The organism is Mycobacterium sp. SM3041 (genome assembly GCF_039668335.1).
Taxonomy (GTDB): Bacteria; Actinomycetota; Actinomycetes; order Mycobacteriales; family Mycobacteriaceae; genus Mycobacterium.
Genome location: NZ_JAYXBQ010000027.1, coordinates 106129 through 130149 on the forward strand (window position 1 = coordinate 106129; position 24021 = coordinate 130149).

Sequence of the window (24021 nt, forward strand, 5' to 3'; positions counted from 1 at the left end):
GCCGAAACCTCAGAACGACCTAAGCCAACCCTGTGGGCTTTCTAACGATGACCAGCGACAACGGGCCAATCCCCGCGCTGAGCAAGTAGGCTGCCTGCATGTCTGCCATCGCCCGCAACGCAGCCGTCACCGTCGCCGGAACCCTGGCCGCGGGCCTCGCCTACGCCTCGCTCATCGAGCGCAACGCGTTCGTGGTCCGCGAGGTCACCATGCCGGTGCTGACACCCGGATCGTCGCCGCTGCGGGTGCTGCATCTGAGTGATCTGCACATGATGCCGGCGCAGCGCCGCAAGCAGGCATGGCTGCGCGAGCTGGCCCGCTGGGAGCCCGATCTGGTGGTCAACACCGGTGACAACCTCTCGCACCCGAAGTCGGTGCCGGCGGTGGTGCAGGCGATGGGCGATCTGCTGGCGGTGCCCGGGGTGTTCGTGTTCGGCAGCAACGACTACTTCGCGCCGAAGCCGAAGAACCCCGCCAACTACCTGTTCAGCAAGCACAAGCGGATCACCGGGCGGCCGCTGCCGTGGCAGGACCTGCGCGCGGCGTTCACCGAGCGCGGCTGGCTGGACATGACGCACACCCGCCGTGAGATCGAGGTCAACGGGCAGCTCATCGCCGTCGCCGGCGTCGACGATCCGCACCTGAACCGCGACCGCTACGACACCATCGCCGGCCGGCCCAACCCGGCCGCCAACCTGTCGCTGGGCGTCACCCATGCGCCGTACACCCGCGTGCTGGACCGCTTCGCCGAGGACGGCTACCAGCTGGTGCTGGCCGGCCACACGCACGGCGGGCAGCTGTGCGTGCCGTTCTACGGCGCGCTGGTGACCAACTGCGACATCGACACCTCCCGGGTAAAGGGCCCGTCCCGCTGGGGCGCCCACACGCAGCTGCACGTGTCGGCCGGCATGGGCACCTCGCCGTACACGCCGGTGCGCTTCTGCTGCCGGCCCGAGGTGACGCTGCTGACCCTGGTGGCCGCCCCGACAGGCGGCGGGCACGCCGGTATCGGCGCCGACATGACGCAGCCGGCCGTCTCGGCGCGGTGACCGCGCCGGTGGCGGCGCGCGGCGTCGACCGCGGCTGGGTCGACAACGCCGTCCGCCTCATCGAGGCCGACGCCCGGCGCAGCGCCGACACCCATCTCCTGCGTTATCCGCTGCCCGCCGCGTGGAGCGCGAGCGTCGACGTCCAGCTGTATCTCAAGGACGAGAGCACGCACATCACCGGCAGCCTCAAGCACCGGCTGGCCCGGTCGCTGTTCCTGTACGGGTTGTGCAACGGCTGGATCGGCCCGCGCACGACGGTCATCGAGGCGTCGTCCGGATCCACCGCGGTGTCCGAGGCGTATTTCGCGGCGCTGCTGGGGCTGGAGTTCATCGCGGTGATGCCGTCGTCGACGAGCGCGGCCAAGATCGAGCTCATCGAAAACCAGGGTGGCCGTTGCCATTTCGTCGAACAGTCGTCACAGGTGTACGACGAGGCGGAGCGTCTGGCGCGCGAGACGGGCGGCCACTACCTCGACCAGTTCACCAACGCCGAGCGCGCCACCGACTGGCGGGGCAACAACAACATCGCGGAGTCGATCTTCTCGCAGCTGCGTGAAGAGGCCCACCCGATCCCGGAGTGGATCGTGGTCGGGGCGGGCACCGGCGGTACGAGCGCCACGATCGGGCGGTTCCTGCGCTACCGGCGCCATGCCACGCGGCTGTGCGTGGTGGACCCGGAGAACTCGGCGTTCTATCCGTCGTGGGCCACGGGCGACCGAGAAGTGTTCACCGGGGCGTCGTCGCGTATCGAGGGCATCGGCCGGCCGCGGGTGGAGCCGTCGTTCCTGCCGGGCGTCGTGGACGCCATGGTGTGCGTGCCGGACGCGGCGTCGGTGGCCGCCGCGCGGCACGTGAGCAAGGTGCTGGGACGACGGGTGGGTCCGTCAACGGGGACGAACATCTGGGGCGCGTTCGGACTCCTGGCCGAGATGGTGGCGCAGGGCCGTAGCGGTTCGGTGGTGACGCTCCTGGCCGACAGCGGCGACCGCTACGCCGACACCTACTTCGACGACGCGTGGGTCAACAGTCGCGGGCTCGAGTCCGCCGACGCCGTGGCGGCACTGACGGAGTTCGAGCGCTCCGGCCGCTGGGCGTGATCCTGACGGCCCAGCCAGGCCGCCCGGTAGTCAGAAGTCGCGAACAGCCACAGCGCCGCGAGACCGAAGAATCCGCAGTAGAGCAAAGCTCCCAAGCCGGTCATGTTCGTTCCTCGCTTTCTGGCGTTCGGTTGCCGTTCATCAGAGTTACCCGTTTTAACGCACGTTGCGCAAAAATCCATCCCTCGAATGGACGTGATCTTCGCCGCTGACCCGCCCACCAGCGGCTATCTCACCTGGCGAGGGCCGTTTGGCTTCTGAGGGCACCCGTGCGATAGGCTGTCGAAGCTTCACGCGGGGTGTGGCGCAGCTTGGTAGCGCGCTTCGTTCGGGACGAAGAGGTCGTGGGTTCGAATCCCGCCACCCCGACAAGTGAGCAAGGCCCTGACCAGGGAAATCTGGTCGGGGCCTTCTTCGTTTCTGGGGTCGGTGCCCCGCTGGCCCGCGGCTCCCCTGGCGTTCTCGTCGGTGCGATCAGCACCGAAATCCCCTGCAAAAAGTACGTGAGTGCAATCGTGACCGTCAGCTGCCCATGGTTACTGCTCTCAGGCACCTCTGACGCCCGAAATAGGTACCTGGGTTCAATCAGCGAAGCTGCATGCGCCTGGTGGTTGACGCTACGCACTCCTCCGGCCTAGTTCAGGCGAGTAACCCACGCCAGCTTGTCATCGCCGGCCTCCCCTGGCGACGTGATCACTCTCACCAGGCCCACATTGGGACATCAATGTCCCATTTTCGGCCAATCGTGCTATTTTTGACGCATGGCTGAGTTGAAATCGTTCGACACTGGCGTGCGGTCGCGCACCCGGAAGGCGATTCTCGATGCCGCCACCGCCGTCCTGGCGACCAACCCCGCGGCGTCCTTGACCGACATCGCCACCGCCGCGAACGTCGGCCGCAGCACGCTGCACCGGTACTTCCCCGAGCGCTCCGAGCTGATCCGCGCCGTCGCCCTATATGTGCACGACATGTGCAACGCCGCCATCGACAAGGCCGAGCCGGCCTGTGGTCCCCCACTCGCCGCGCTGCGCCGGGTGGTCGAATCCCAGCTGGACCTCGGACCCATCGTGCCCTTCGTCTACAACGAGCCGACCATCGTGGCTGATCCGGAGTTGTCCGCGATCCTCGATACCGGCGACGAGGCGATAGCCGAAGTGCTGGCGCGGGTTTCGGCACGACCGCAGACCAGCCCACCGGAGTGGCCGCGCCTGGTTTTCTGGGCCCTGCTCGACGCCGGATATGAGGCACTGCGCCGGAACATCGCGCCGCGGGTCGAGATCGTCGACGCCATCATGGCCAGCCTGACGGCCGGCACCATCACCCCGGATCAAACCTGATCCACCTGAATTTGTTTCACCGCAACATATTTCATGCTGACTTCGGCTTGGACAGCCGCCGCATGAACAGTTAAGGAGCTCTCATGTCCACCAGTCTCGTCACCAAAGAGGTGACGAACCGGACCCCACAACGTCATTGGTGGGCGCTGGCAGTGCTGATGCTGCCCGTGCTGCTCGTCTCCATCGACAACACGGTGCTGGCTTTCGCGCTGCCCCGCATCGCCGAGGACTTCCGCCCGTCGGCCGCCACCCAGTTGTGGCTCGTCGACATCTATTCGCTCGTGCTGGCAACGCTTTTGGTGACCATGGGCAGCCTCGGTGACCGGTTCGGCCGGCGCCGGCTGTTGCTCATCGGCGCCGTCGGGTTCGCCGTCATCTCGGCTGCCGCGGCGTTCGCGCCCAGCGCCGGCTTCCTGGTGGCCGCGCGTGCCGCACTCGCCGTGTTCGGCGCCATGCTGATGCCGTCGACGCTGTCGCTGATCCGCAACATCTTCACCGAGGCCACATCGCGCCGCCTCGCGATCGCCATCTGGGCGTCGTGCTTCGCGGCCGGCTCGGCCCTCGGCCCGATCGTCGGCGGCCTGCTGCTGCAGCACTTCCACTGGGGCGCGGTCTTCATGATCGCCGTGCCGATCCTGCTGCCGCTGCTCGTGTTGGCGCCCAAGCTGGTGCCGGAATCGCGGGACCCGAACCCGGGCCCGGTCGACGCGCTGAGCGTGCTGCTGTCACTGGTGGCCATGCTGCCGATCGTGTGGGCGATCAAGACCTCCGCACACGACGGCATCTCGGCGGTGACGCTGGCGGCCGTCGCCCTGGGCGTCGCTGCGGGCGTCTGGTTCGTGCGTCGGCAGAACAGCAGTGCCACACCGATTCTCGACATGCGGTTGTTCCGGAACGGCCCGTTCACGGCGTCGATCCTGGCCAACTTCCTGTCGATGGTGGGCCTCATCGGGTTCCTGTTCTTCGTGTCGCAGCACCTGCAGCTGGTACTCGGACTGGCCCCGCTGACCGCCGCGCTGGTCATGTTGCCGGGAGCGGCGGCCTCGACCATCGCGGGCATCGCCGTGGTGCGGCTGACCAAGCGGTTCGCGCCGCAGACGCTGATGGTCACCGGTCTGCTGCTGGTGGCCGCCGGCTTCCTGCTCATCGTGCTGTTCCGTCACGACCTGACGATGGTCGGCGTCATCGCGTCGTTCACCGTGCTGGAGCTGGGTGTCGGTGTGTCGCAGACGATCTCGAACGACACCATCGTGGCGTCGGTGCCGTCGGAGAAGGCCGGCGCGGCGTCCGCGGTGTCAGAGACCGCCTACGAGCTGGGCGCGGTGATCGGCACTGCCGGACTGGGCACCATGTTCACCGCGTTCTACCGCGCGAACGTCGAACTGCCGGGCGCCCTGTCGCCCGCCCAGTCGGCCGACGCCGGCGAGAGCATCGGCGGCGCCATCTCGGTGGCTCGGACCCTGCCGACCGAGCTCGGCAACCACCTGATGGAGTCGGCGCGCGTCGCCTTCGATTCGGGGATCGGCGCCACTGCGGCGACAGCCGCGACGCTGGTTCTGATCGCCGCGGCAATCGTGGCCGCCGCCTTCCGCGGCCGGCAGTAGACGCTGAATGCACTGTGGCCCCATCGCCTTTCGGCGGTGGGGCCACAGTCGCGTAGTGAGTTACTTGCTACCGGAATCGCCCTTGGACGCCTTGGGCGCCTTCGGGGCCTTCGGTGCCTTGGTGGCACCCTTGATGGCGCCTGCGATCGACTTCGCGACCTTGGACACGGGGTTCTGCGCCTTCTTGGTCTTGGGCGCGGTGTCCTTGGGCGTCGTCACGGTGTCGGCATCCGTGGTGGCACCCTTGGTGTCCGTCGCCTTGGTGTCGGCATCCTTGGTCGCACCCTTGGCGTCGGCGTCCTTCGCGTCGGCGGCCTTGGTGTCAGCGGCCTTGGTGTCAGCGGCCTTGGTATCGGCAGCCTTGGTATCCGCGGCCTTGACGTCGGCGTCCTTCGCCGCGTCGGTCGCCGGGGCGGTCTCGGTCGAAGTTGCCGCCGCCGCCTTCTTCGTCGTCGTCGCCGTGTCAGCCGCTCCCGCGGCGGAGGACTCCGTGGCCGTCTTCGAGGTCTCGGCTGCCGGCGCCGCCGCCAGGGCGGCAGTTGTCGTTGCGGCAACGGGGACGGTGACGCCGCCCGGTGCGTTCGGGTTGACGTTCAGCGCCGTGATGATCCGGTTGACGATGTACGGGACGGTGCCGGTCTCAAAATCGGTGACATTCTTCTGAATGTTCTGCACGAGGCTCACCACATTGTTGAGCACGCCGTTGTAGATGGTGCCCGGATTGAGGGTCAGCACCGACTGCAGAATGCCCGTCACGCTCTTGACCACCTGCTGCACCACCGGCGTGGTTCCGAGGCACGAGCCGCAGCCGATGCCGACGGTCGAGATGGCCAGGCCGGCGACCAGAGCGGTGACCGAATCCAGCACCGCGGGCACCATGGCCTCCGCCACGGCCAACGGTTGCTGCAGGATGTTCTGCACCGGCCCGTTGATGCCCGTGATCAACTGCAGACCGCCGGGAAGCAGCCCGCCCACCAGCGAGTCGATGGCGCCGTTGACGTTGAGCGTGCCGAGGTTCCCCAGCACGTTGGCGAGGGTTCCCGGCAACGCGCCACCGAGGGTGAACGTCGCGCCGGTGATGTTGCCGATCAACTGCATGCCCTGCTGCACGCCGTAGTTCGCATCGAGCACCACCTGGCGCACCAGCGGGTTCACGCTGGTCTCCACCATGTAGCTGGTTTGCCCGACGGTCTCGGCGAGCGCGTTGTAGATGTTGCCCAGCGCCACGATCGGGTTGACCAATGCCGTCAGATGCACATCGGAAACCTGCACGTGCGAAACCGCAGGCAAGTGAGTTTCGGTCTGCGGCACCACCGGCGCCACAGCAATCACGCTCGCTCCTGCGAGGGCAATGCCCGCAGTGACATACGGCTTCATTGTGAGCTGCATTTGAGTCCTCCCAGTTATCGCGACACCCGTGTGGCGCAGAAATTTACCCCTAGTAGATAGGCATTTTTAACGAACCTACACATTTCCCAGCTAACCAAAATCGACCCGTCAGGAAATTGTCAATTCCGTTAGATTGCTGCCCTGACGAGCAAGTTAGCTGCGCTACCGAAACAGCAAATTGGTCGGGGTGAACCGCCCAAATCGCGACTCGGGCTGTTCATCGCATGACGAGACCCACGTCACACCACGGATTGAGTGGCTTACAAAACACACTGCAAATGGAAAGCGTCGAAAAATTGCAGTTTCAGCAAATTACGCTACGCATAACTTGCGCGCGCGTCAGTCGTAGCCGCGGACGGCGCACGCGGAGCGCACTCCACCGGCCGCGCGTCCACATGGTGAGACGGTGCGTCGGGCCGGACGCGACTGCGGAATTCACGCCGTCGCAGTTTGCCGACGCCGGGCGATCCCGCCGGCCACGGACGTCGCCACGACGGTCAGCAGCGCGCCGAGAATCAGCGCCGACGGCTCGCCCGGACTCAGCAGCTGCTGTTGCGTGCCCAGCGTGGCGGCGGCCACCGGCACGCCCAATTGCGCAGCCGCCAGCACCCCGAGCGACAGCGGCTGGCCGAGGAGCCGGCCGCTGAGGTGCGCGAGCACCGCTCCCACGCCCAGTGCCACACCCAACCCGATCAAGACCGGATGCTCACCCAGCTCCCGTACCTGCAAAGAGGCGCCGAGCCAGACGAAGAACAACGGCGCGAAGAACCCCTCGGTGATGCCGAACAGCTGGCGCGCCAGTCGACGTGGCTCGCCGATCGCCGAAAGGCAAAGGCCCAGCGCAAAACCCGCGAGCATGATCGACACGTGCGTCGACTTCGCCAGCGTCGCCAACCCGAACAGCACGATCAGGCTGATCCGCAGCTCGAGCGCCAGGTGCCGACTGTGCGAGTACTTGTGCATCCGCTTGAGCCACCCACGCTTGGCCTCATACCGCAGGAAGAAGTACAGGAGGACCGTGCATGCGGCGATCGCCAGGACTCCGACCGCCGCGCGCGGGGCGCCCGCCGGATTGATGACCAACGGCAACAGGACGATCGACGCGGCGTCGGCAATCGCGATCTGGGCGGTGACCGACAGCACCGGCGGTCCCGTCAGCCCCAGCGACTGGATGACCGGCAGCGCGAGCGCCGCCGAGGACGACGCCATGAGGACTGCGTACAACGGGGCGTGGCCCGTGCCGAACAGTTGCGTGACGACCACGCCCAACACCGCGGCGAACGCGCCCACCACGACCGCCCGCAAGAGCGCTCTGGGCAGGTCGCCCCGTAATGATCTGTCGCGCACCGGCACATGGGTCCCGACGATGAACATCACCAGTGCAAAGCCGATGTCCGCCAGCAGCATGAACGTCGGGTTGTCCGCGTCGACGATGCCGAAACCGGTGCGCCCCACGACGATTCCGGCAGCGAGTTCGCCGACGATCAAGGGCACCCGCAGCTTCGGCACCGCCGCCAGCAAGGGCCCCACGAGGCCGATGACGGCCACCAACGCGAGGGCATGAAATCCGAAGTCGCCCGCCATCGCCACACCCTAAACGCGGAGGCTCCGGTCGGCGCGTGACGCAGCCAACTCTCAGCAGACTGTTGCGCACCGATAGTTTCCGATATATCGTTAATGCATCGGAGGCGCATCGAGCGCCTCCCGCCGAAAGAGAGAACACATCTATGGAAACCCCATTCACCCCACCCGGCCGCCCGTTCGACGGCGGCCCCTTCAATCGCCCCTCCCACGGAGGTGGCTTCGGCTTCACCCCCGGCGACCGCGCACCGTTCATCGGCCCCGCCGACCGGCGCGCTCGGCATGACGAACGCCGCGCAGCCCGTCGCGAGATGCGCGAACAGTTCCGCGACCACGTGCGGGATCACCGCGGCGAAGGCGGCTTCGGCTTCGGGCCGGGCTTCGGCCCTGGTTTCGGTTTCGGACCTGGCTTCGGCCCCGGCTTCGGCGCCGGCCCGTTCGGACCGGGCGGCCCCCGCGGGCGCCGTCACGGTGGCCGCGGACGTGCCAGTGGTCGCAGCCGGCGCGGCGATGTCCGGGCCGCGATCCTCAAGCTGCTCACCGAGCGGCCGATGCACGGCTACGAGATGACGCAGGAGATCGCCGCGCGCAGCGACGGTCTGTGGAAGCCCAGCCCGGGCTCGATCTACCCGACCCTGCAACTGCTGGAGGACGAGGGTCTGATCAAGCCCGCCGAAAGTCATGGCAGCAAAAAGACTTTCGAGCTGACCGAGGACGGCCGCACCGCCGCCGACGCCATCGAGACCGCCCCGTGGGAAGAGATCGCCGAAGGCGCCGACCCGGCCGCCTTGAACCTGCGCAACGCGCTCGGGCAGTTGTTCGGCGCCGTCGCACAGTCGGTGCACTCGGCGAATGCCGAACAGCAGCAACGCATCCTGGACATCGTGAACAACGCCCGCCGCGAGATCTACCAGATTCTCGGCGAGTCCGACTAGCGTTAGCCTGGCTGCATGACGACGTACGCGCTCGGTCGGTACCAGGTCCACCGGATCGGATTCGGGGCCATGCAGCTGCCCGGGCCCGGCGTTTTCGGCCCACCACGTGACCACGACCAGGCGCTCGCCGTATTGCGACGCGCGGTCGAACTCGGCGTCAACCACATCGACACCGCGCAGTTCTACGGCCCGGACGTGGCCAACCAGCTGATCCGCGAGGCCCTGCATCCCTATCCGCAGGGCCTCGCGCTGGTCAGCAAGGTCGGTGCCCGCCGCGACGAGACCGGCGGCTGGCTGCCGGCACAGCAGCCCGATGAACTGCGGGCCGCGATCGAGCAGAACCTGGAAACCCTCGGCACCGACCGGCTCGCGGCGGTGAACCTGCGGGTGATGGGCGCCGACGGCGATCCCAGTGCGCCCGGCGATGTCGACCGGGACCTGTTCGACCGCCAGCTCACGGCCATGATCGCCGCCCGCGACGAGGGCCTGATCGACGGCATCGGCCTCAGCAGCATCTCCCTCGAGCATCTCGAGATCGCGCTGCAGCGCACCGACATCGCGTGCGTGCAGAACGCCTACAACCTCCTCGATCGAGCCTCGCAGCCGGTGCTGGACGCCTGCACCGCACGCGGCATCGCGTTCGTCCCGTTCTTCCCGCTGGGATCGGCGTTCAATCCGGAGAACCCGGTGCTCGGCCACCCCGAAATCCGCAAGACGGCAAGCAAACTCGGCCGGACGCCCGCGCAGGTCGCGTTGGCCTGGACCCTGGCCGCGGCACCCAACATGCTGCTCATCCCCGGCACGTCGTCGGTCGCGCATCTCGAGGAGAACCTCGCGGTGGCCGACATCGAGGTACCCGCCACGTTGACCGAGGCCCTCGGATGAGCGCCGACATCGATCGCATGCCGCGCGGCGGCCCGCAGGCGTCATGCCTCGATCGCGCGCTGCAGACCGATCAGCCCGAATACCTCGACCGCGACGACATCGATCCCGCGATCAAGCGCAGCGTGGTGCGCGCGCTGGAGCTCACCGGCAACTGGTTCGGTCTCCACGAACGCTTCGCCTACATCGTCATGGACGAAGTCGCCGAGGTTCCCGATCCGCGCATCCTCGAGCTGGGGGCCGGCCATGGGGGTCTGTCGAAGAAGGTGCTGGAGATGCATCCCACGGCAACCCTCACGGTCACCGACCTCGAGCCGGACTCGGTCGCGGCCATCACCGCCGGTGACCTGGGTTCCGATCCGCGGGTGACGGTGCGCGCCATGGACGCGACGGCCATCGACGCGGCCGACAGTGCTTATGCCCTGGCTGTTTTCGCGTTGTCGTTCCACCATCTACCGCCGTCTGCCGCCGTCCGGGTGCTCGCCGAGGGCACCCGGGTGGCGGACAAGTTGCTCATCATCGACCTGCCCCGGCCACCGTCGCCATTGCACCTGATGCGGCTGGCGGCCATGCTGCCGCTGGCCCCGTTCGTGCCGTTCGTGCACGACGGCGTCATCAGCTCGCTGCGGGCCTACAGTCCGTCCGCACTGCGGGCATTGGCCGACGCAGCAGGCGTCGACATCGAACTGCGCAGCGGCCTGTACTCGCCGCAAATTGCCGTCGCCACCCGGCGGCCGCCCGCGTAGGTTGGACGCATGACCGACTCGTCGAACGAAGTGATGGATTGGGACAGCGTCTACCGGCAGGAGGGCGGTTTCGACGGTCCGCCGCCGTGGAACATCGGCGAGCCGCAGCCTGAACTGGCTGCGCTGATCGACGCCGGTCAGGTCACCGGTGACGTCCTCGACGCGGGCTGTGGCCACGCGGAGCTGGCCCTCGCGCTGGCCGCCGCGGGTCACAACGTGGTGGGCATCGAACTCTCCCCCACCGCGGTTGCCGCCGCGAAACAGGCTGCCGCGGAACGGAATCTGACCAACGCGACATTCGTCGAAGACGACATCACCTCGTTCACCGGATTCGACGGACGATTCGACACCATCATGGACTCGACGTTGTTCCACTCGATTCCGGTCGAGGCCCGCGACGCCTACCAGCAGGCGGTGTTCCGCGCTGCCGCGCCGGGCGCCAAGTACTACATCCTGGTGTTCGCCAAGGGCGCGTTCCCGGCCGAGGCCGAGATGAAGCCCAACGAGGTCACCGAGGACGAGCTGCGTGAAGCCGTCGGCAAGTACTGGGCCATCGACGAAATCCGGCCGGCCTTCATCCACGCCGGTATGGTCGCGCCGCCATCGGTGCCGGGGCAGCCGCCGCTCGAGATGCCGCCGCACGCGCTCGACGAGAAGGGCCGGCTGAAGATGCCGGCGTTCCTGCTCACGGCACACAAGGCCTGACGGTCAGGTCGACGCGGCAGTCAGCGCACCGGCGAAGGACTCCAGTTCGTCGCCGGTGACGTCGACATGCGGCGAGACCCGCAGCACCGGGATCTTCATCTCGAAGGGCGCCCGCTCGATACCGGCCACGGTCGTGACGACATGGTGCTCGGTAATCAGCTTGGTGCGCACCGAGTTCGGGTCGGCGCCGCGCGTCGGCTCCAGCGTGGTGATGGCCGTCGGCTCGTCGACGTCCTCGACCACGCGCCACCCGGGCAGTCCGGCCAGCGCGGTGCGGGTCAGACGGCCCACCTCGGCCAGTCGGGCCCGGACCAGCTCGGGCCCGGCCACCAGATGCTCTTCGAGGGCCTTCGAAAAGGCCACGCGGGCAGCCACATTGGCCTCACCGAGGTCGAGCCGTTTCAGCACCGGTAGCGGTGTCCCCCATTCCGGCAGCGGGATGCGCGGCCGAAGCCGGTGCGACACAGATGAACTGATCGCCAGCACGCCGACGCCGCGCGGCCCGGCCAGCCATTTGCGCGACGACGCGTAGATGACGTCGGGAGCCACCGCGCAGTCCAGATGGCCCAGCGCCTGTGCGGCGTCCACCGCCACCGGCACCCCGATCGCATGGCACGCCGCGACGAACTCCGACAGCGGCTGGGCCACCCCGCGGTGACTGCCGAGTGCCGTCAGATGGGCCAGCGCGGGCGGGTCACCCTGCATCAGCGCGACCGCCACTTCGACGTCGAGCCGCCCCTGGCCGTCGACCGGCAGCTCCCGGACGGTGAATCCGTTGGCTTCCATCACCACCAGATTGGGGCCGTATTCGCCTGGCAGGCAGGCGATGGTCTTGTCGCCGTCCCAACTGCTGAGCAGGAGGTTGAGCGCGTTGTTGGAACCCGTGGTGAACACCACGTCGCCGGCGGCCATCCCGGTCAGCGCGGCCACGGCCGCCCGTCCGCCCTCCAACACGGGTTCCGCGGATTCTGCGGCGACATAGCCGCCGACCTGAGCTTCCAGCCGGGCATGCTGGGCCGCGGCGTCGATGACGGCGAAGCTCTGCCGCGAGCAAGCGGCGTTGTCGAGATGCAGGCCCGCCGGTGTGGGCCGGGCTGCGCGCCACAGGCGCGCGACGGCGGAATCGGCCCCGGTCACGTCCGCAGGTCCGGCTTGACCGCCAGCGACAGCCCGAAATCCCCGGCGGGGTCGGTCCACCAGTCGGTCTGCCGGAGTCCGGCGGCCGCCAACTCGGCCGCGACGCCCTCGGGGCGGAACTTGCACGACACCTCGGTCAACATCTCCTCACCCGCCTCGAACTCCACCGACAGATCCAGCTCGCGTATCTGAACCTGTTGCGCGGCAACAGACCTCAGCCACATCTCGATACGCTCGTGCTCGGTGTTCCATCGTGCCACATGTTCGAAGCGGTCGAGATCGAAATCCGCATCCAGCTCCCGGTTCACCACCGCCAGGACGTTGCGGTTGAACCGCGCGGTGACCCCGGCGCTGTCGTCGTAGGCGGCCACCAACCGGGCGGTGTCCTTCACCAGGTCGGTGCCGAGCAGCAGCGTGTCGCCCGGCCGCATCGCCGCGGCCAGGCTCTCGAGGAACTCCGCCCGCGGGCCGGCCGTCAGGTTGCCGATCGTCGACCCGAGGAACACGATGAGCCGACGGCCCACCACGGGCAGTTCGCCCAGATGCTGCTCGAAATCACCTCGCACGCCGCTGATCTCGACACCCTCGTACTCGTCGGACAACTGCGTGAGCGCGGCGCTGAGTACGTTCTCGTCGACGTCGAACGCCACGAACCGGCGCAGCGCCGCGGCGTCCCGGAACGCGTCGAGCAAGATGCGCGTCTTCTCCGACGTGCCGCTGCCGAGCTCGACGAGGGTGTCCGCGCCGGAGGCCGCCACGATGGCGGCCGCCGCCTCATGCAGGATGTGCGCCTCGGTGCGTGTCGGGTAGTACTCGGGCAGGCGGGTGATCTGATCGAACAGGTCACTGCCGACGGCATCGTAGAACCACTTGGGCGGCAACGATTTCGGCGACTGCGACAGGCCATCCCGGACATCACGCCGCAATGCACGGGGCGCCCAGTCGGCGGCGAGATGGTTGGTCAGCAGCGGTGCCGTCTTGCTCGGTGTCATCGTGGGTCCTCTTCCTCAGGTCAACGGCGTCATCGCGACGCCGGCGGCCGTCACCTCGACGAGGTGACGGTCTGGGATGTCCTGCCAGTCGGGGTGGTCGTCGTAGGGCTCGCTGGCCAGCACGACCCCGTCGGGCCGGCGCAGTATCGACACCGTCTCGCCCCACACGGTGGCCAGCATCCGGGAACCGTTGGCCGCCAGGATGTTCAGCCGCGCCGACGGATCGGACTCCCCGACCCGGCGCACGGTGTCGCCCAGGCTGTCCAGTCCCTCGGCGAAGATGTGCGCGGCCAGGATCGCGCTGTCGACCGTCGATTCCGCGGTTCGCGACACCGGCAGCACCGCCCGGTCGACGATGCCGTTGTGCGACAACAGCCACTCGCCGTCGGTGAACGGCGCCGATGCCGACGGCTCGATGGGCATTCCGACGGTGGCCGAGCGGACGGCGGCCACCACACACGCACTGCGCAGCGCCGGCGCCACCGATGCCAGCGACGCATCGCCCCACAACGGCGCGGCGCTGCGCCAGCGCCGCGGTGTCGCGCCGTCGAAGAAGCCGACACCCCAGCCGTCGGCATTGAGCAACCCGTGCTTCTGCCGTCGGGGTGAATAGGACTGCACCAGAAGCCCGTTCGCCGGTTCCAGGATCAGTGACGACACCGAGACGGGGTTGCCGAGCCAGCCCAGATGACGACACATCAGCCGCGCACCTCGTCAACCGACCAGGCCAGCCGCACGCCGGAGAAGATCTGACGACGGATCGGGTGGTCCCAGTTGCGGAAGCTGGGCCGCAGGATGTCGCCGGCCACGGCCCAGGAACCGCCGCGCAGCACCCGGTAGTCACCGCTGCCGGTGCCCTCGAAGAACGGCTGCGAATAGCGGTCGTAGATCATCGGCGTGAAACCCGGCCACGGGCGCAGCGGTGACGTGGTCCACTCCCAGACATCGCCGAGCAGCTGCTCGGCACCGTAGGCCGAGGCGCCCTCCGGGTAGGCCCCCGCGGGCGCGGGACGCAGCGCGTCGCCGCCGAGATTGGCGAGGTGCGCATCGGGTTCGGCGGCGCCCCAAGGGAATCGGCGCCGTTGTCCGGTCGTGGGATCCCACGCGCAGGCCTTCTCCCACTCCACCTCGGTGGGTAGCCGCGCCCCGGCCCAGGCGGCGTAGGCCTCGGCTTCGTAGAAGCTGACGTGCTGCACGGGCTCGTCGGGCGGCAGCTCCTCGACATGCCCGAACCGGACCCGCGTGGTGCCGTCGGCGTTCCAGAACTGTGGCGCCACCAGACCCGCCTGCTGCCGATGCGCCCAGCCGGCCGCCGACCACCACCGGGGCTGCCGGTAGCCACCGTCGGCGATGAACTCGCGCCATTCGGCGTTGGTGACCGGCACCCGGCCGATCCGGAACGACGGCACGTCGACGACGTGCGCCGGGCCCTCGTTGTCGAGCGCGAAAGGTTCGTCGGCCGCGTCGACACCGAGTACGAACGGTCCGCCGGGTACCAGCACCGAGGTGCCGGCGACCCCGTGACGCCCCCGCGGCAGGACGGCGCCCGGCCCCAACAATGGCGGGCCGCTGCGCAGGTTCAGGGCCTGCAGCATGGTCTCGTCGTGCTGGTTCTCGTGGCTGATCACCAGGGCGAACGGGAACTGGGCAGCGGCCTCGTCCGGCGCCCGGTCAAGGGCGTCAAAGGCTTTCGACCGGATGGTGCGGCAGAAGGCGCGCGCATCGGTCGGCGGCAATAGCGGCAACGACACCCGGCTGGCGCGCGAATGCACGAACGCGTCATACAGACCGTCCACGTCGGGCGGCAGCAGGCCGGGACGGTTCAGGTCGCCGCCGCGCAGCAGCCACAGTTCTTCCTGCTGACCGATGTGCGCGAGGTCCCACACCAGCGGACTCATCAGCGGGTCGTACTGACGCAGCAGTTCGGCGTCGTCGAACTCGACAAGGGCCAGAGTCCGGTCCCGGGCCCTGGTCAGCCCTCGGGCCAACAGCTCGCGCGTACTCACACCCCACCTTTCAGCCGGTCATCACATGCCAACCCGGTGATGGCCGAATCGATTCCGTGAGCGACGACCCGGTCCGCGAAGTCATCGGCCGCGCTGCGCCCTTGCCGTACCTGCCGCAGCAGCCGGTCCATCGAGTCCGCCACATCGGCCGGCGCGGCCTCGGCGGCCGCTTCCACACATCGCACCGCGGCCGCCTGCAGCCGCGGATCGGCCAGGCCCACCCGCGCCGCCTGATCCCATGCGGTGGCAACCGATTCCGTTGCCTCCCAAGCGATCTGCGACAGCCGAGCGTCGTCCAGCAGCGTCACCAGGGTGAACACGACAGCCGGCCACAGGTCGTCGGACACGGCGTCTAGGTAGCGGATCTCCAGCCAGCGCCGCGGCCGGACCGGCGGGAACAGCGTCGTCAGGTGGTAGTCGAGGTCGGCCTCGGTCGGCCGGCGCCCACCGAGCAGCGTGCGCCCGTCCGCCCAGTCGGCGAACGGCACCCATTCGGTGACCGGCTCAGCCTCCGGCGTGTGCACGAGCATCACCGGCGCCTTGAGGGCGTAGCGCGCCCAGTCGTTGGCCGGATCGTCGCCGCTGGCACCGAGAACGGGCCCGCAGCGGGCGGTGTCCAGCTGGCCCCAGATGCGCTGCCGCGTGCTCTGCCATCCGGTGAATTCGCCGCCCAGCATCGGCGAACTCGCCGACACCGCGGTCATGGTGGGGCCGAGCGCGTGGGCAAGCCGGACGCGGTCGGCCCAGCCCTCGCGCGGGCCGGCGTCGACATTGATCTGCAGCGAGGCGGTCGACGTCATCATCGCGGCCCCCGCGGCACCCGTCCCGCCGGCCGCGAAGAACGCCTCCATGGCCCGGTACCGGCCGCCGGGGTTCACCCGGGCCTGTGGCCGGAGCGGGTCCACGCCGACCTGCAGCAGGCCCAGACCACGGCGCCGCAACGACTCCCGGAGCACGGCCTGATCGGCCTGCATCGCCGCGATGGCGGCCCCGGCGCCGTCCATCGGCGGACCCGACAGTTCGATGGCGCCGCCGGGCTCCATGGTGATCGTGCTGCCACCGGGTAGCTGCGGAACGGCCTCGACGGCCTGCGTGAGCTCATCCCAGCCGGGACGCCGCGTCAGGTCGGACAGGTCGAAGCAGTGCGCCTCCAGTTCGAGGCCGACGCGGCCCACCGGTCCGTCCCGCAGGCACCCGCCGCCGGCCAACAGCGCGGCGCTGTACGCGCTCGACAACTCGGGGTATTCGGCGTGCGGACGACACATGGCGGTAGCGGTGCCCATCTGAACATCCCCTTCCGGGACCGGGGGCCTGGCCCCGCATCCGTTGGTTGGTGTTCCCGGACCAAGTCTGCGTTACACAGTCAGACGCGTCCCGAGCATTACCTGTTCGTCCGACGATGCCATGAGGCACCGACAAAAATCTGCGCAATATATGTGCGATGCCTGACTCACCCCGGACATGGTCATTGCCCCAACGCGTTCTGCATGGCTCCGGCCAGCACGTTGACCGCGAGGCCGGCGTTGCCGGATTGGCAGACTTTCGCCTGCAGCAGAACGTTCTCCCGCAGCCGGGTCTGCGCGAAACAGCGGCGATCGGTGCCCGCTTCCTGCTTGACCCACGCCTCGTCCGCCGGGCCGGCCTGCGCGCCCGCGAAGCTCCACACCTCGGTCCGGCCGTCCTCGAGGTGCATCGCGGTGGTCTGGCCCGAGCAGCCGGCGGTCCGGTCGACGACCCGGTGGAACGCCCGTGACGCGGCCTCGGCGGTCGCGAATACACCCACCACCTGCTTGGCCGCGTGGCTGTCATCGGTGGCCGCCGTCTGCGCCACGGCGCCGTTGAACGACGCCAGGTCCGGGTCGCCGTACACCTCGGGCAGTCCGATGTCGGCCCAGTTGTTGCACGCCGGGAGATCGACGAAGAAGCCCTGGAACGGCGCGGTGAAGGTGGACTCCCAGCCCATCGGTGCGCCGACCACATTGCCCACGGATCCCTTGCCCAGTACGGCGTACGACACCACACCCGGATCCGAAGGCCTGGCGGCAGCGGCCGGCGCCAGGGCCAGGGCCGCGGTGACGCAGGCTGTGAACCAGATCGGGCGCGCAGTCATGGCTTCGATGATGCCAGTTGCGGCCCTCTTGTCAGCCGGTCAACCGGGCGGTGGCCCCGGCATCGACCGGCAGGACCGTGCCGGTGATGTGGGTGCTGTCCGGGTGTGCCAGGAACATGACCGCGCGCGTGATCTCCGCGGGCTTCAGGAAGGGCACCGGCTGCAGGTGCAACGACGCGAACACCGATTCCACGTCGGCGAGCGTCGGTTTTTCGAGATCGGGTCGCATGGTTCCGAACAACGCGTCGTTGAAGGTCATCGGGGTTTCGACGTTGCCGGGCGCCACGGCATTGACGGTGATGCCGTACCCGGCCAGATCGTGCGCGGCGACCTTGGTCAGTCCGATGACGCCCCATTTGGAGGCGGCGTACGCGGCCTGCGCGAAGTTTCCGCTGCGGCCCAGCATCGAGGACACCGTGACGATCCGCCCGAACCGGCGCGCGATCATCCCCGGCGCCACCGCGGCGATGGTGTTGAACGTGCCGGTGAGATTGGACCCGATCACTTCGTCCCACTGCGCCGACGGGACATCGGGCAGCATCGCGATCGCACTGACGCCGGCGTTGGTGACAGCGATGTCCACGCGGCCGAGCTCCGACTCGACGCGGGCCACGAACTGCTCCAGCGCACCGCGGTCGGCCGTCGACAGTTTCGCTGTGAGACAACGCCTTCCGGTCGCCTCGACCATCTCGGCGGTGGTGGCCAGATCTGCTTCCGTCGCCAACGGGTATGCGATCTGTTCGTTGTTCTCGCACCGGTCGCAGATGGCGATATCCGCGCCTGCTTCGGCGAGTGCCACCGCGTGCGATCGGCCCATTCCTCTTGCGCCGCCGGTGATCAGCGCAACGCGGCCATCAAAGTCGCCCATACAGCTCCTATCTCAGTTCGGCTTGCCGGTGACCACGCAGTGGGTGCGGCTGTAGATGGTGGGCATGCACAGATTGCAGTGTGTGCAGCCCGATTTCACCGTCTTGTCGGCTCGAATGCGGTTGAGTAGGTCGGGTTCGGCGAGCAGCGCCCGGCCCATCGCAACGAACTCGAAACCCTCGGCCATGGCCAGATCCATGGTTTCGCGGTTGGTGATGCCACCGAGCAGGATCAGCGGCATCGACAGTTCGGCCCGGAACTGCCGGGCCTGCTCGAGCAGGTAGGCCTCCTGGTACGGGTACTCCCGGAAGAACTTGTGCCCGCTCATCCGGATACCCCAGCTGATCGGCGGCCTGAAGTTCGCCGCGAACTCTTTGACCGGCGCATCGCCGCGGAACAGGTACATCGGATTGACCAGCGAGCTGCCGGCGGTGAGTTCGAGCGCGTCCAGGGCGCCGTCCTCTTGCAGCCAGGTGGCGGTCTGCAGCGACTCGGCCATCGGGATACCGCCCCGGACGCCGTCGCTCATGTTGAGTTTGGCGATCACCGCGATCCGATCACCCACGGCCTCCCGTACGGCCTGCACCGTGCCGCGGGCCACCTTGGCCCGGTTGTACAGCGAGCCACCGAACTCATCGCGGCGCTTGTTGATCAACGGCGACAGGAACGAGGACGCGAAGTAGTTGTGGCCCAGGTGCACCTCGACGGCGTCGAACCCGGCCTCGATCGCCAGGCGGGCGGCGTTCGCGTGCGCGGCCATCACATCGTCGATGTCGGCGCGGGTGGCCTTGCGGGCGAACCGCATCGACAGCGGGTTGAACAACCGCACCGGCGCCAACGCGGTGGCCTTGTTGGTGCGGGCATTGGCGACCGGGCCGGCATGCCCGATCTGCGCGCTGATCGCCGCCCCCTCGGCATGCACCGCCGCGGTCAACTTCTGCAGCCCCGGGATCGCTTCCGGGCGCATCCACAACTGCCACCCATCGGTACGCCCACCCGGGGCCACCGCGCAATAGGCCACCGTCGTCATCCCCACCCCACCGGCGGCGGGCAGCCGGTGATAGCGGATCAGATCATCGGTGACCAGCGCATCCGGCGTCGCCGCCTCGAACGTCGCGGCCTTGATGATCCGATTACGCAACGTGATCGGACCGAGCTTGGCCGGCTGGAAGGGATCGGGTGCCATTCTGCGCGGAGTCCTTTCGATAAGTCGTGTTACAACAACGTCTTTCACGGCTTCGCACCGTGCTGGGTGGCAGTTCCGGGCGGAATCTGGAACGGGTCGGCGGCCTGGCCGGACAGATTGGCGAGCGCACCGATCAGGAAATCCGGCGGATTGACGATCTCGGACAGCCGCGGCATGTTCGGGTCGAGCGCCGAGGTGGTGAGCATGTTTTCGCCGAGCCGCCGCAGGGTGAGGTCGAATGTCGAAAAGACGTTGAGATAGTCGCCTCGAACGGCGTTGCGCAGGTACTTCTGGGAGAACGGGAACGTGGGCAGGATTTCCAGATCGTGAATGAAGTCATCGGCGTTGTCGTTGAGGGCCTTGATGATGGGAAATATGTCCCTGAGATCGGCAGCGAAGTCGTCCTTGGACTGCGACAGAACGCGTTCGGCAGTCGAGGCCAATCGGCGCAGTGCGGCGAACGCCGCGACGATGTTGGCGCGATTTCGGTTCAGGGCATCGAGTGCGGCGGGCAGCGTCTCCAGCGTCCGCGCCAGCGCGCCGGCGCCGTGCGCCAATGCTGCCGCTGTCCGGTCGACGCCTTCGATCGCCGTGATGATGGTGCCCGTTTGCGCATCGAGGAAGCCGGTCAACTCGGCCAGCTTCGCCACCAATCCGGTGAACGTGGTCGCGCGTTCGGCCACAGCTGCGTACGCCTCGTTCGTAATATCCTGCAGGGCACCGAGATTGCCGTTGTTGACGATGACACCGAGCGCGGCCAGCACCTCTTCGGTGGTGGGATAGTGACCTCCCCGGCCGAGCCGGAGGTGCGCGCCGTCGGCCAGCTTGGCGGGCACCGGCTGGTTCGACGGCACCAGTTCGACGTGCTGGGAGCCCAACAGCGAGGTTTGCCCGACCATCACCGACACGTTTTCGGGGAGATCAACGTGGCGGTCCAACGAAAGACGAACGGCCGCATACACGGTGCTGTCGGCGCGCTGCCTGACGGCGACCCCGGAGACGCTTCCCACGGTCACATCCCCGACCTTTACCGGCGAATTCTGCGGCAGGCCAACGACGTTGTCCAGCTCGACGGTCACCTCGAAGGAGCCCGGGCCGTGACCGGCCGTCCCCGGCAACGACAGCGAATTCAATCCGTCGAACTGGCACCCCGACAATGCGGCGGCGACACAGGCCAGGAGCGCGCAGCCGCGCAACCCGATACGACGATCACCCATTCTCCGAGCACCGGCCCTTCGATGGGTCGGGAGCTCCGCCGATGGGAATGATGATGTCGCTACCCGCCGGCCCGCTGAGCTTGATCTTGCTGGAGCAGAAGAAGATGTTGAAGAACGCACCATACGCGCCAAGTGAATTGAGCCGCAGATAGCTCTCGGCGAGGGGCTCGATGGCGGCGTTGACCTCCGCCTTGCGCTCGTAGACCCGCTGCGCAAAGGGACGCACATTCTCGAGGACGCCCTGGACCGGCCGCCGGGAGCGCTCCAGCATCTGGGTCAGCTCCGCCGACGACGCGGCCAGCGGCCCGATGGCTCCGGCGATGGGGTCACGGTCCTGCGCCAGACCGGTCAGCAGTTGCTGGAGCGTGTCGATACTGGTGCCGAACTGCCGGCTCTTCGAATCCACGCTGCCGAGAACCGCATTGAGGTTGGTGACGACGTCGCCGATGAGCTGATCCCGGCCGGATAGATTCTGCGCGAAGTTTCCTGTCGTCGAAAGCAGTTGGGACACAGCACCGCCCTGGCCCTGGAGCAGATCGATGACGGCGGCGGTGATGGCGTTGACCTTGTCGCCGTCGAGGCCCTTGAGCACGGGACGCAGGCCGCCCAAGAGCGCGTCGAGATCCACGGCGGGCTGGGTGTGACTCAGCGGGATGGTCGCCCCCGCAGCCAGCTCGTGCAAATCTCCTGCGGCGAAGGCCAATTCGAGATAGCGGTCACCGGTGAGGTTCAGATAGCGGATGACGGCCCTGGTCGACGTGTAGAGGCGGTAGCGCGAATCAACACTGAAGAGCACGTCGACGGTGTTGTCGGCGCCCAGCGACACGCGGTCGACCTTGCCCACCGGCAGCCCGGCCATCCGCACGTCCTGACCGACTGTCAGACGTGAGGCATCGGTGAACTGGGCGTGGTACCGCTCGCCCGTCCCGAACCGGAACTGGCCGAACACCACCACCAGCGCGGCGGCGACCAACAGCATCACCACGGTGAACGCAGTCACCTTCGCCCCGGCGGCCATCGCCAACCTCCTTAATTAGTGATCCAGTGGTACACTAATTACCGGCATGGCGTCAATGGCATCGCCGACAGTCGGGTGCTGTGATGATGGACCCGTGAGCAGTCAGTCAGGCCCGGGCCGGCCACGGGACGCGAGTATCGACGATCGCGTCCTGACGGCAACCCGAGAGCTCCTGTCAGAGGTCGGGTTTCAGGATTTGAGCATGCGCCTCGTCGCGCAGCGCTCCGGCGTCACGCGCGCCAGCCTGGCTCGGCGATGGCCGTCGAAGGGCGCGTTGGTCATCGATGCGGTGATGGGCGTGGCACCCGACCTGACGCCGTTCGATGGCACCGATGTCTACGGCTGGATAGATTTCGTCGTCCGCGGCAGCCGGGCCCTGTTCAACCGCCCCGATATGAAGGCTGCGGCACCCGACCTCACCCAGGCCCTGGTCGAAGACAAACAGCTGGGGCGGTCGCTGTGGAATCGGTTCACGGGACCGGCGGTCGAACTGTTCGCCGACGACGTCGGAGCACAGACCGCCGAAGAGCGGCGCAGTGCGGAACTGGATGCGCGCGCCGTCCTGATCATGGCGGCGGGTGCCGCCATGTACGTCTCCACCATCGCCGCCGACGACGACTCCACCGAGCTCGAGGAACGGATCGTCGAACTGCTGACCACCGGCTATCGAGCAGTGGTCGCGAACCGCCTGGCGGCCGAAGGGCAGGCCTAGAGCAGACGACAGGCCGCACCCTGCGCGGGCACGGCCTGTCGTGTGACGCGGGACTGTGGTGGGGTCAGCGACCGGGCTGGGCCGGTCCGGGCTGGCCGGGTGCTTGCGGTCCGGGGCCACCGGGGCCCTGTCCGCCGGGACCACCGGGGCCCTGTCCGCCGGGCCCACCGGGGCCCTGTCCGCCGGGACCCTGCCAGCCGGGGCCGCCGGGGAACATCGGATGCCACATGCCGCCGCCGCGCGGTCCGTGGCCCTCGCGGAACTCCGCGGTGTCATGCCCGCGGTGGTGCTTGTGCCAGCCGTGGTGGCCGCCGCCGGAATGCGCGCCGAGAATGAAGCCGGAGAAGAAAATCGTCGCGACGATGAACACGATGCCCGCGACGATGCCAACCCACGCCAGCACCTTGTTCAGCTTGCTGGGCTCGTGCTCGGCGGGCGGGGTGGCCACTGCGGTGGCCGTTGCTACGGGCGGGAAGGAGTCCGTCGGGGTGTCCGGCGCCTCTGGCGTTTCTTTAGGGGTTTCGTCACTCATGCCATCGATGATCCGTCCGTCAACCACTGCGGTGGCTAGGTTGCGCGTAAGAATCAGCTATGAGGCGCGCGGCGCGGTAGCGTGGCCTGTGTAGCGGAGCTTCGGCCGGGCTTTGGGGGCCGGCCGACGCTCCGATATCAGCACGCGCGGCAGAAAAGGTGAGATGTCCAGAACCACCCTGCGCGCCGCGGCTCTCGCCTGCGGCACCGCGTTGCTCCTGACCCTCACCCCGGCGTGCGCGAAGCAGACCGCCGTGCTGACGGGCCCGGCTCCGACGGCGTCGCCCACGGCTGCCTCCCACACCCAAGCGCCGGCACCGACGACCAAGAGCAAGTCCGGGCTGCCCGTCTGCCAGCTGTCGTCGCTGCCACCCGAGACCACCACCACGGTCGACCTGATCCACCGCGGCGGGCCGTTCCCCTATTCACGCGACGGCATCGTGTTCGGCAACTTCGAGCGCCGGCTGCCGAACCAGCAGCGCGGCTACTACCACGAGTACACGGTGCCCACGCCGGGCGCGAAGACGCGCGGCACCCGACGGGTCATCACCGGCGGCGAGCCGCCGACCAACCCACCGGAGTTCTACTACACCGGCGACCACTACGAGACGTTCTGCCAGATCGGAGGAGCGTGAAGACGTTCACCGTGCGGGGTGCGCGGATCCATTCCCGCGCAGACCTTTTCACCGAGCTGGGGCACGCCGTCAACGGCAGCGGCGGCTACTTCGGCAGCAATCTGGACGCACTGGCCGACTGCCTCGGCGGCGGCTTCGGCACGCCGGACGACGAGCCGTTCCGCTTCGTGCTGACCGACAGTTCAAAAGCCAAGAAGGCGTTGGATTCTCACACCTGGAGCGGACTGCTCGAGGTGTTCGACAGCGCCGGCGTCGACCTGGTGCTGCGCTGACAACAGCGCCTAG

24 protein-coding genes and 1 tRNA gene are annotated in these 24021 nt (G+C 68.1%); 12 read left to right on the forward strand and 13 right to left on the reverse strand.

Going from position 1 to position 24021, the window contains the following annotated elements:
• Positions 1-98 precede the first annotated feature (98 nt).
• From VXD91_RS07650 to lfrA, 5 genes are all read left to right on the forward strand, one after another.
• Entirely contained in the window at positions 99-1049 is a 951-nt protein-coding gene (locus tag VXD91_RS07650; RefSeq protein WP_212807341.1) for a metallophosphoesterase, read from the forward strand.
• Positions 1046-2146: a PLP-dependent cysteine synthase family protein gene (locus tag VXD91_RS07655; protein ID WP_318985372.1), complete on the forward strand. Its 1101-nt coding sequence runs from the start codon at positions 1046-1048 to the stop codon at positions 2144-2146. Before VXD91_RS07650 ends, VXD91_RS07655 begins: the two co-directional genes overlap by 4 nt.
• Before the next feature lie 295 nt (positions 2147-2441).
• Positions 2442-2515, forward strand: a tRNA-Pro gene (locus tag VXD91_RS07660).
• Positions 2516-2907: 392 nt separating this feature from the next.
• Complete coding sequence (locus tag VXD91_RS07665) at positions 2908-3483, forward strand: TetR/AcrR family transcriptional regulator (RefSeq protein WP_318985371.1); 576 nt, start codon at positions 2908-2910, stop codon at positions 3481-3483.
• An 83-nt stretch (positions 3484-3566) separates the two neighbouring features.
• A complete protein-coding gene (lfrA, locus tag VXD91_RS07670) occupies positions 3567-5087 on the forward strand; it encodes an efflux MFS transporter LfrA (RefSeq protein WP_346415095.1) in 1521 nt (506 codons plus the stop codon).
• A gap of 60 nt (positions 5088-5147) precedes the next feature.
• Here lfrA and VXD91_RS07675 read toward each other — a convergent pair whose 3' ends face one another.
• Positions 5148-6419 carry a hypothetical protein gene (locus VXD91_RS07675; RefSeq protein WP_346415096.1) on the reverse strand — a complete coding sequence of 424 codons (1272 nt, stop codon included), beginning with the start codon at positions 6417-6419 and terminating at the stop codon, positions 5148-5150.
• A gap of 492 nt (positions 6420-6911) precedes the next feature.
• Positions 6912-8060 carry a cation:proton antiporter gene (locus VXD91_RS07680; protein WP_346415097.1) on the reverse strand — a complete coding sequence of 383 codons (1149 nt, stop codon included), beginning with the start codon at positions 8058-8060 and terminating at the stop codon, positions 6912-6914.
• 143 nt (positions 8061-8203) lie between these two features.
• Between VXD91_RS07680 and VXD91_RS07685 the strand changes: the two genes are divergently transcribed.
• Genes VXD91_RS07685 through VXD91_RS07700 form a run of 4 tightly spaced genes read left to right on the forward strand, consistent with a single transcriptional unit; the run spans position 8204 to position 11325 of the window.
• Complete coding sequence (locus tag VXD91_RS07685; protein ID WP_212807347.1) at positions 8204-8992, forward strand: PadR family transcriptional regulator; 789 nt, start codon at positions 8204-8206, stop codon at positions 8990-8992.
• Between the two features lie 15 nt (positions 8993-9007).
• Positions 9008-9877, forward strand: coding sequence for an oxidoreductase (locus tag VXD91_RS07690; RefSeq protein WP_212807348.1), 870 nt, complete (start codon positions 9008-9010; stop codon positions 9875-9877).
• Entirely contained in the window at positions 9874-10620 is a 747-nt protein-coding gene (locus VXD91_RS07695; RefSeq protein WP_318985367.1) for a class I SAM-dependent methyltransferase, read from the forward strand. The genes VXD91_RS07690 and VXD91_RS07695 overlap by 4 nt, the downstream gene beginning before the upstream one ends.
• Positions 10621-10629: 9 nt before the next feature.
• Positions 10630-11325, forward strand: a complete 696-nt coding sequence (locus VXD91_RS07700) for a methyltransferase domain-containing protein (RefSeq protein ID WP_212807349.1) — start codon at positions 10630-10632, stop codon at positions 11323-11325.
• A gap of 3 nt (positions 11326-11328) precedes the next feature.
• Here the strand turns inward: VXD91_RS07700 and egtE are convergent, their stop codons facing one another.
• The 10 genes from egtE to VXD91_RS07750 all read right to left on the reverse strand — a co-directional run bounded on the left by egtE (position 11329) and on the right by VXD91_RS07750 (position 21858).
• The gene (gene egtE / locus VXD91_RS07705) at positions 11329-12462 is read right to left on the reverse strand and encodes an ergothioneine biosynthesis PLP-dependent enzyme EgtE (RefSeq protein ID WP_212807350.1); all 1134 of its coding nucleotides are present in this window, start codon (positions 12460-12462) and stop codon (positions 11329-11331) included.
• Positions 12459-13454: an L-histidine N(alpha)-methyltransferase gene (gene egtD, locus VXD91_RS07710; RefSeq protein WP_212807351.1), complete on the reverse strand. Its 996-nt coding sequence runs from the start codon at positions 13452-13454 to the stop codon at positions 12459-12461. The genes egtE and egtD overlap by 4 nt, the downstream gene beginning before the upstream one ends.
• Before the next feature lie 15 nt (positions 13455-13469).
• A complete protein-coding gene (gene egtC / locus VXD91_RS07715; protein ID WP_346415098.1) occupies positions 13470-14153 on the reverse strand; it encodes an ergothioneine biosynthesis protein EgtC in 684 nt (227 codons plus the stop codon).
• Positions 14153-15460 carry an ergothioneine biosynthesis protein EgtB gene (gene egtB / locus VXD91_RS07720; protein ID WP_346415099.1) on the reverse strand — a complete coding sequence of 436 codons (1308 nt, stop codon included), beginning with the start codon at positions 15458-15460 and terminating at the stop codon, positions 14153-14155. Before egtB ends, egtC begins: the two co-directional genes overlap by 1 nt.
• Positions 15457-16743, reverse strand: coding sequence for an ergothioneine biosynthesis glutamate--cysteine ligase EgtA (gene egtA / locus VXD91_RS07725; protein ID WP_346415100.1), 1287 nt, complete (start codon positions 16741-16743; stop codon positions 15457-15459). The genes egtB and egtA overlap by 4 nt, the downstream gene beginning before the upstream one ends.
• Before the next feature lie 182 nt (positions 16744-16925).
• The gene (locus tag VXD91_RS07730; protein ID WP_346415101.1) at positions 16926-17570 is read right to left on the reverse strand and encodes a sensor domain-containing protein; all 645 of its coding nucleotides are present in this window, start codon (positions 17568-17570) and stop codon (positions 16926-16928) included.
• A gap of 31 nt (positions 17571-17601) precedes the next feature.
• Positions 17602-18438 (reverse strand): mycofactocin-coupled SDR family oxidoreductase, encoded by an 837-nt coding sequence (locus VXD91_RS07735; protein ID WP_346415102.1) that lies wholly within the window; start codon positions 18436-18438, stop codon positions 17602-17604.
• Positions 18439-18450: 12 nt separating this feature from the next.
• Positions 18451-19623: an NADH:flavin oxidoreductase gene (locus tag VXD91_RS07740; RefSeq protein WP_346415103.1), complete on the reverse strand. Its 1173-nt coding sequence runs from the start codon at positions 19621-19623 to the stop codon at positions 18451-18453.
• A 44-nt stretch (positions 19624-19667) separates the two neighbouring features.
• A complete protein-coding gene (locus VXD91_RS07745) occupies positions 19668-20840 on the reverse strand; it encodes an MCE family protein (RefSeq protein WP_212807358.1) in 1173 nt (390 codons plus the stop codon).
• Positions 20833-21858, reverse strand: a complete 1026-nt coding sequence (locus VXD91_RS07750; protein WP_212807359.1) for an MCE family protein — start codon at positions 21856-21858, stop codon at positions 20833-20835. The genes VXD91_RS07745 and VXD91_RS07750 overlap by 8 nt, the downstream gene beginning before the upstream one ends.
• 94 nt (positions 21859-21952) lie before the next feature.
• Between VXD91_RS07750 and VXD91_RS07755 the strand changes: the two genes are divergently transcribed.
• The gene (locus VXD91_RS07755; protein WP_244872745.1) at positions 21953-22570 is read left to right on the forward strand and encodes a TetR/AcrR family transcriptional regulator; all 618 of its coding nucleotides are present in this window, start codon (positions 21953-21955) and stop codon (positions 22568-22570) included.
• Positions 22571-22634: 64 nt separating this feature from the next.
• On the opposite strand, the gene VXD91_RS07760 is transcribed toward VXD91_RS07755, so the two are convergent.
• On the reverse strand, positions 22635-23102 hold the full coding sequence (locus VXD91_RS07760; RefSeq protein ID WP_244872744.1) for a hypothetical protein: 468 nt from the start codon (positions 23100-23102) through the stop codon (positions 22635-22637).
• 253 nt (positions 23103-23355) lie between these two features.
• Between VXD91_RS07760 and VXD91_RS07765 the strand changes: the two genes are divergently transcribed.
• A complete protein-coding gene (locus tag VXD91_RS07765; protein WP_346415109.1) occupies positions 23356-23736 on the forward strand; it encodes a ribonuclease domain-containing protein in 381 nt (126 codons plus the stop codon).
• Positions 23733-24008: a barstar family protein gene (locus VXD91_RS07770; RefSeq protein WP_212807362.1), complete on the forward strand. Its 276-nt coding sequence runs from the start codon at positions 23733-23735 to the stop codon at positions 24006-24008. Before VXD91_RS07765 ends, VXD91_RS07770 begins: the two co-directional genes overlap by 4 nt.
• Positions 24009-24021: the final 13 nt, after the last annotated feature.

What these genes read in the sequence shown, in the direction of transcription:
- VXD91_RS07650 (WP_212807341.1), top strand. Translation starts at nt 99, where the DNA reads ATGTCTGCCATCGCCCGCAACGCAGCCGTCACCGTCGCCGGAACCCTG.
- VXD91_RS07665 (WP_318985371.1), top strand. Translation starts at nt 2,908, where the DNA reads ATGGCTGAGTTGAAATCGTTCGACACTGGCGTGCGGTCGCGCACCCGG.
- lfrA (WP_346415095.1), top strand. Translation starts at nt 3,567, where the DNA reads ATGTCCACCAGTCTCGTCACCAAAGAGGTGACGAACCGGACCCCACAA.
- VXD91_RS07680 (WP_346415097.1), bottom strand. Translation starts at nt 8,060, where the DNA reads ATGGCGGGCGACTTCGGATTTCATGCCCTCGCGTTGGTGGCCGTCATC.
- VXD91_RS07685 (WP_212807347.1), top strand. Translation starts at nt 8,204, where the DNA reads ATGGAAACCCCATTCACCCCACCCGGCCGCCCGTTCGACGGCGGCCCC.
- VXD91_RS07690 (WP_212807348.1), top strand. Translation starts at nt 9,008, where the DNA reads ATGACGACGTACGCGCTCGGTCGGTACCAGGTCCACCGGATCGGATTC.
- VXD91_RS07695 (WP_318985367.1), top strand. Translation starts at nt 9,874, where the DNA reads ATGAGCGCCGACATCGATCGCATGCCGCGCGGCGGCCCGCAGGCGTCA.
- VXD91_RS07700 (WP_212807349.1), top strand. Translation starts at nt 10,630, where the DNA reads ATGACCGACTCGTCGAACGAAGTGATGGATTGGGACAGCGTCTACCGG.
- egtD (WP_212807351.1), bottom strand. Translation starts at nt 13,454, where the DNA reads ATGACACCGAGCAAGACGGCACCGCTGCTGACCAACCATCTCGCCGCC.
- egtC (WP_346415098.1), bottom strand. Translation starts at nt 14,153, where the DNA reads ATGTGTCGTCATCTGGGCTGGCTCGGCAACCCCGTCTCGGTGTCGTCA.
- egtA (WP_346415100.1), bottom strand. Translation starts at nt 16,743, where the DNA reads ATGGGCACCGCTACCGCCATGTGTCGTCCGCACGCCGAATACCCCGAG.
- VXD91_RS07730 (WP_346415101.1), bottom strand. Translation starts at nt 17,570, where the DNA reads ATGACTGCGCGCCCGATCTGGTTCACAGCCTGCGTCACCGCGGCCCTG.
- VXD91_RS07735 (WP_346415102.1), bottom strand. Translation starts at nt 18,438, where the DNA reads ATGGGCGACTTTGATGGCCGCGTTGCGCTGATCACCGGCGGCGCAAGA.
- VXD91_RS07740 (WP_346415103.1), bottom strand. Translation starts at nt 19,623, where the DNA reads ATGGCACCCGATCCCTTCCAGCCGGCCAAGCTCGGTCCGATCACGTTG.
- VXD91_RS07745 (WP_212807358.1), bottom strand. Translation starts at nt 20,840, where the DNA reads ATGGGTGATCGTCGTATCGGGTTGCGCGGCTGCGCGCTCCTGGCCTGT.
- VXD91_RS07750 (WP_212807359.1), bottom strand. Translation starts at nt 21,858, where the DNA reads ATGGCCGCCGGGGCGAAGGTGACTGCGTTCACCGTGGTGATGCTGTTG.
- VXD91_RS07760 (WP_244872744.1), bottom strand. Translation starts at nt 23,102, where the DNA reads ATGAGTGACGAAACCCCTAAAGAAACGCCAGAGGCGCCGGACACCCCG.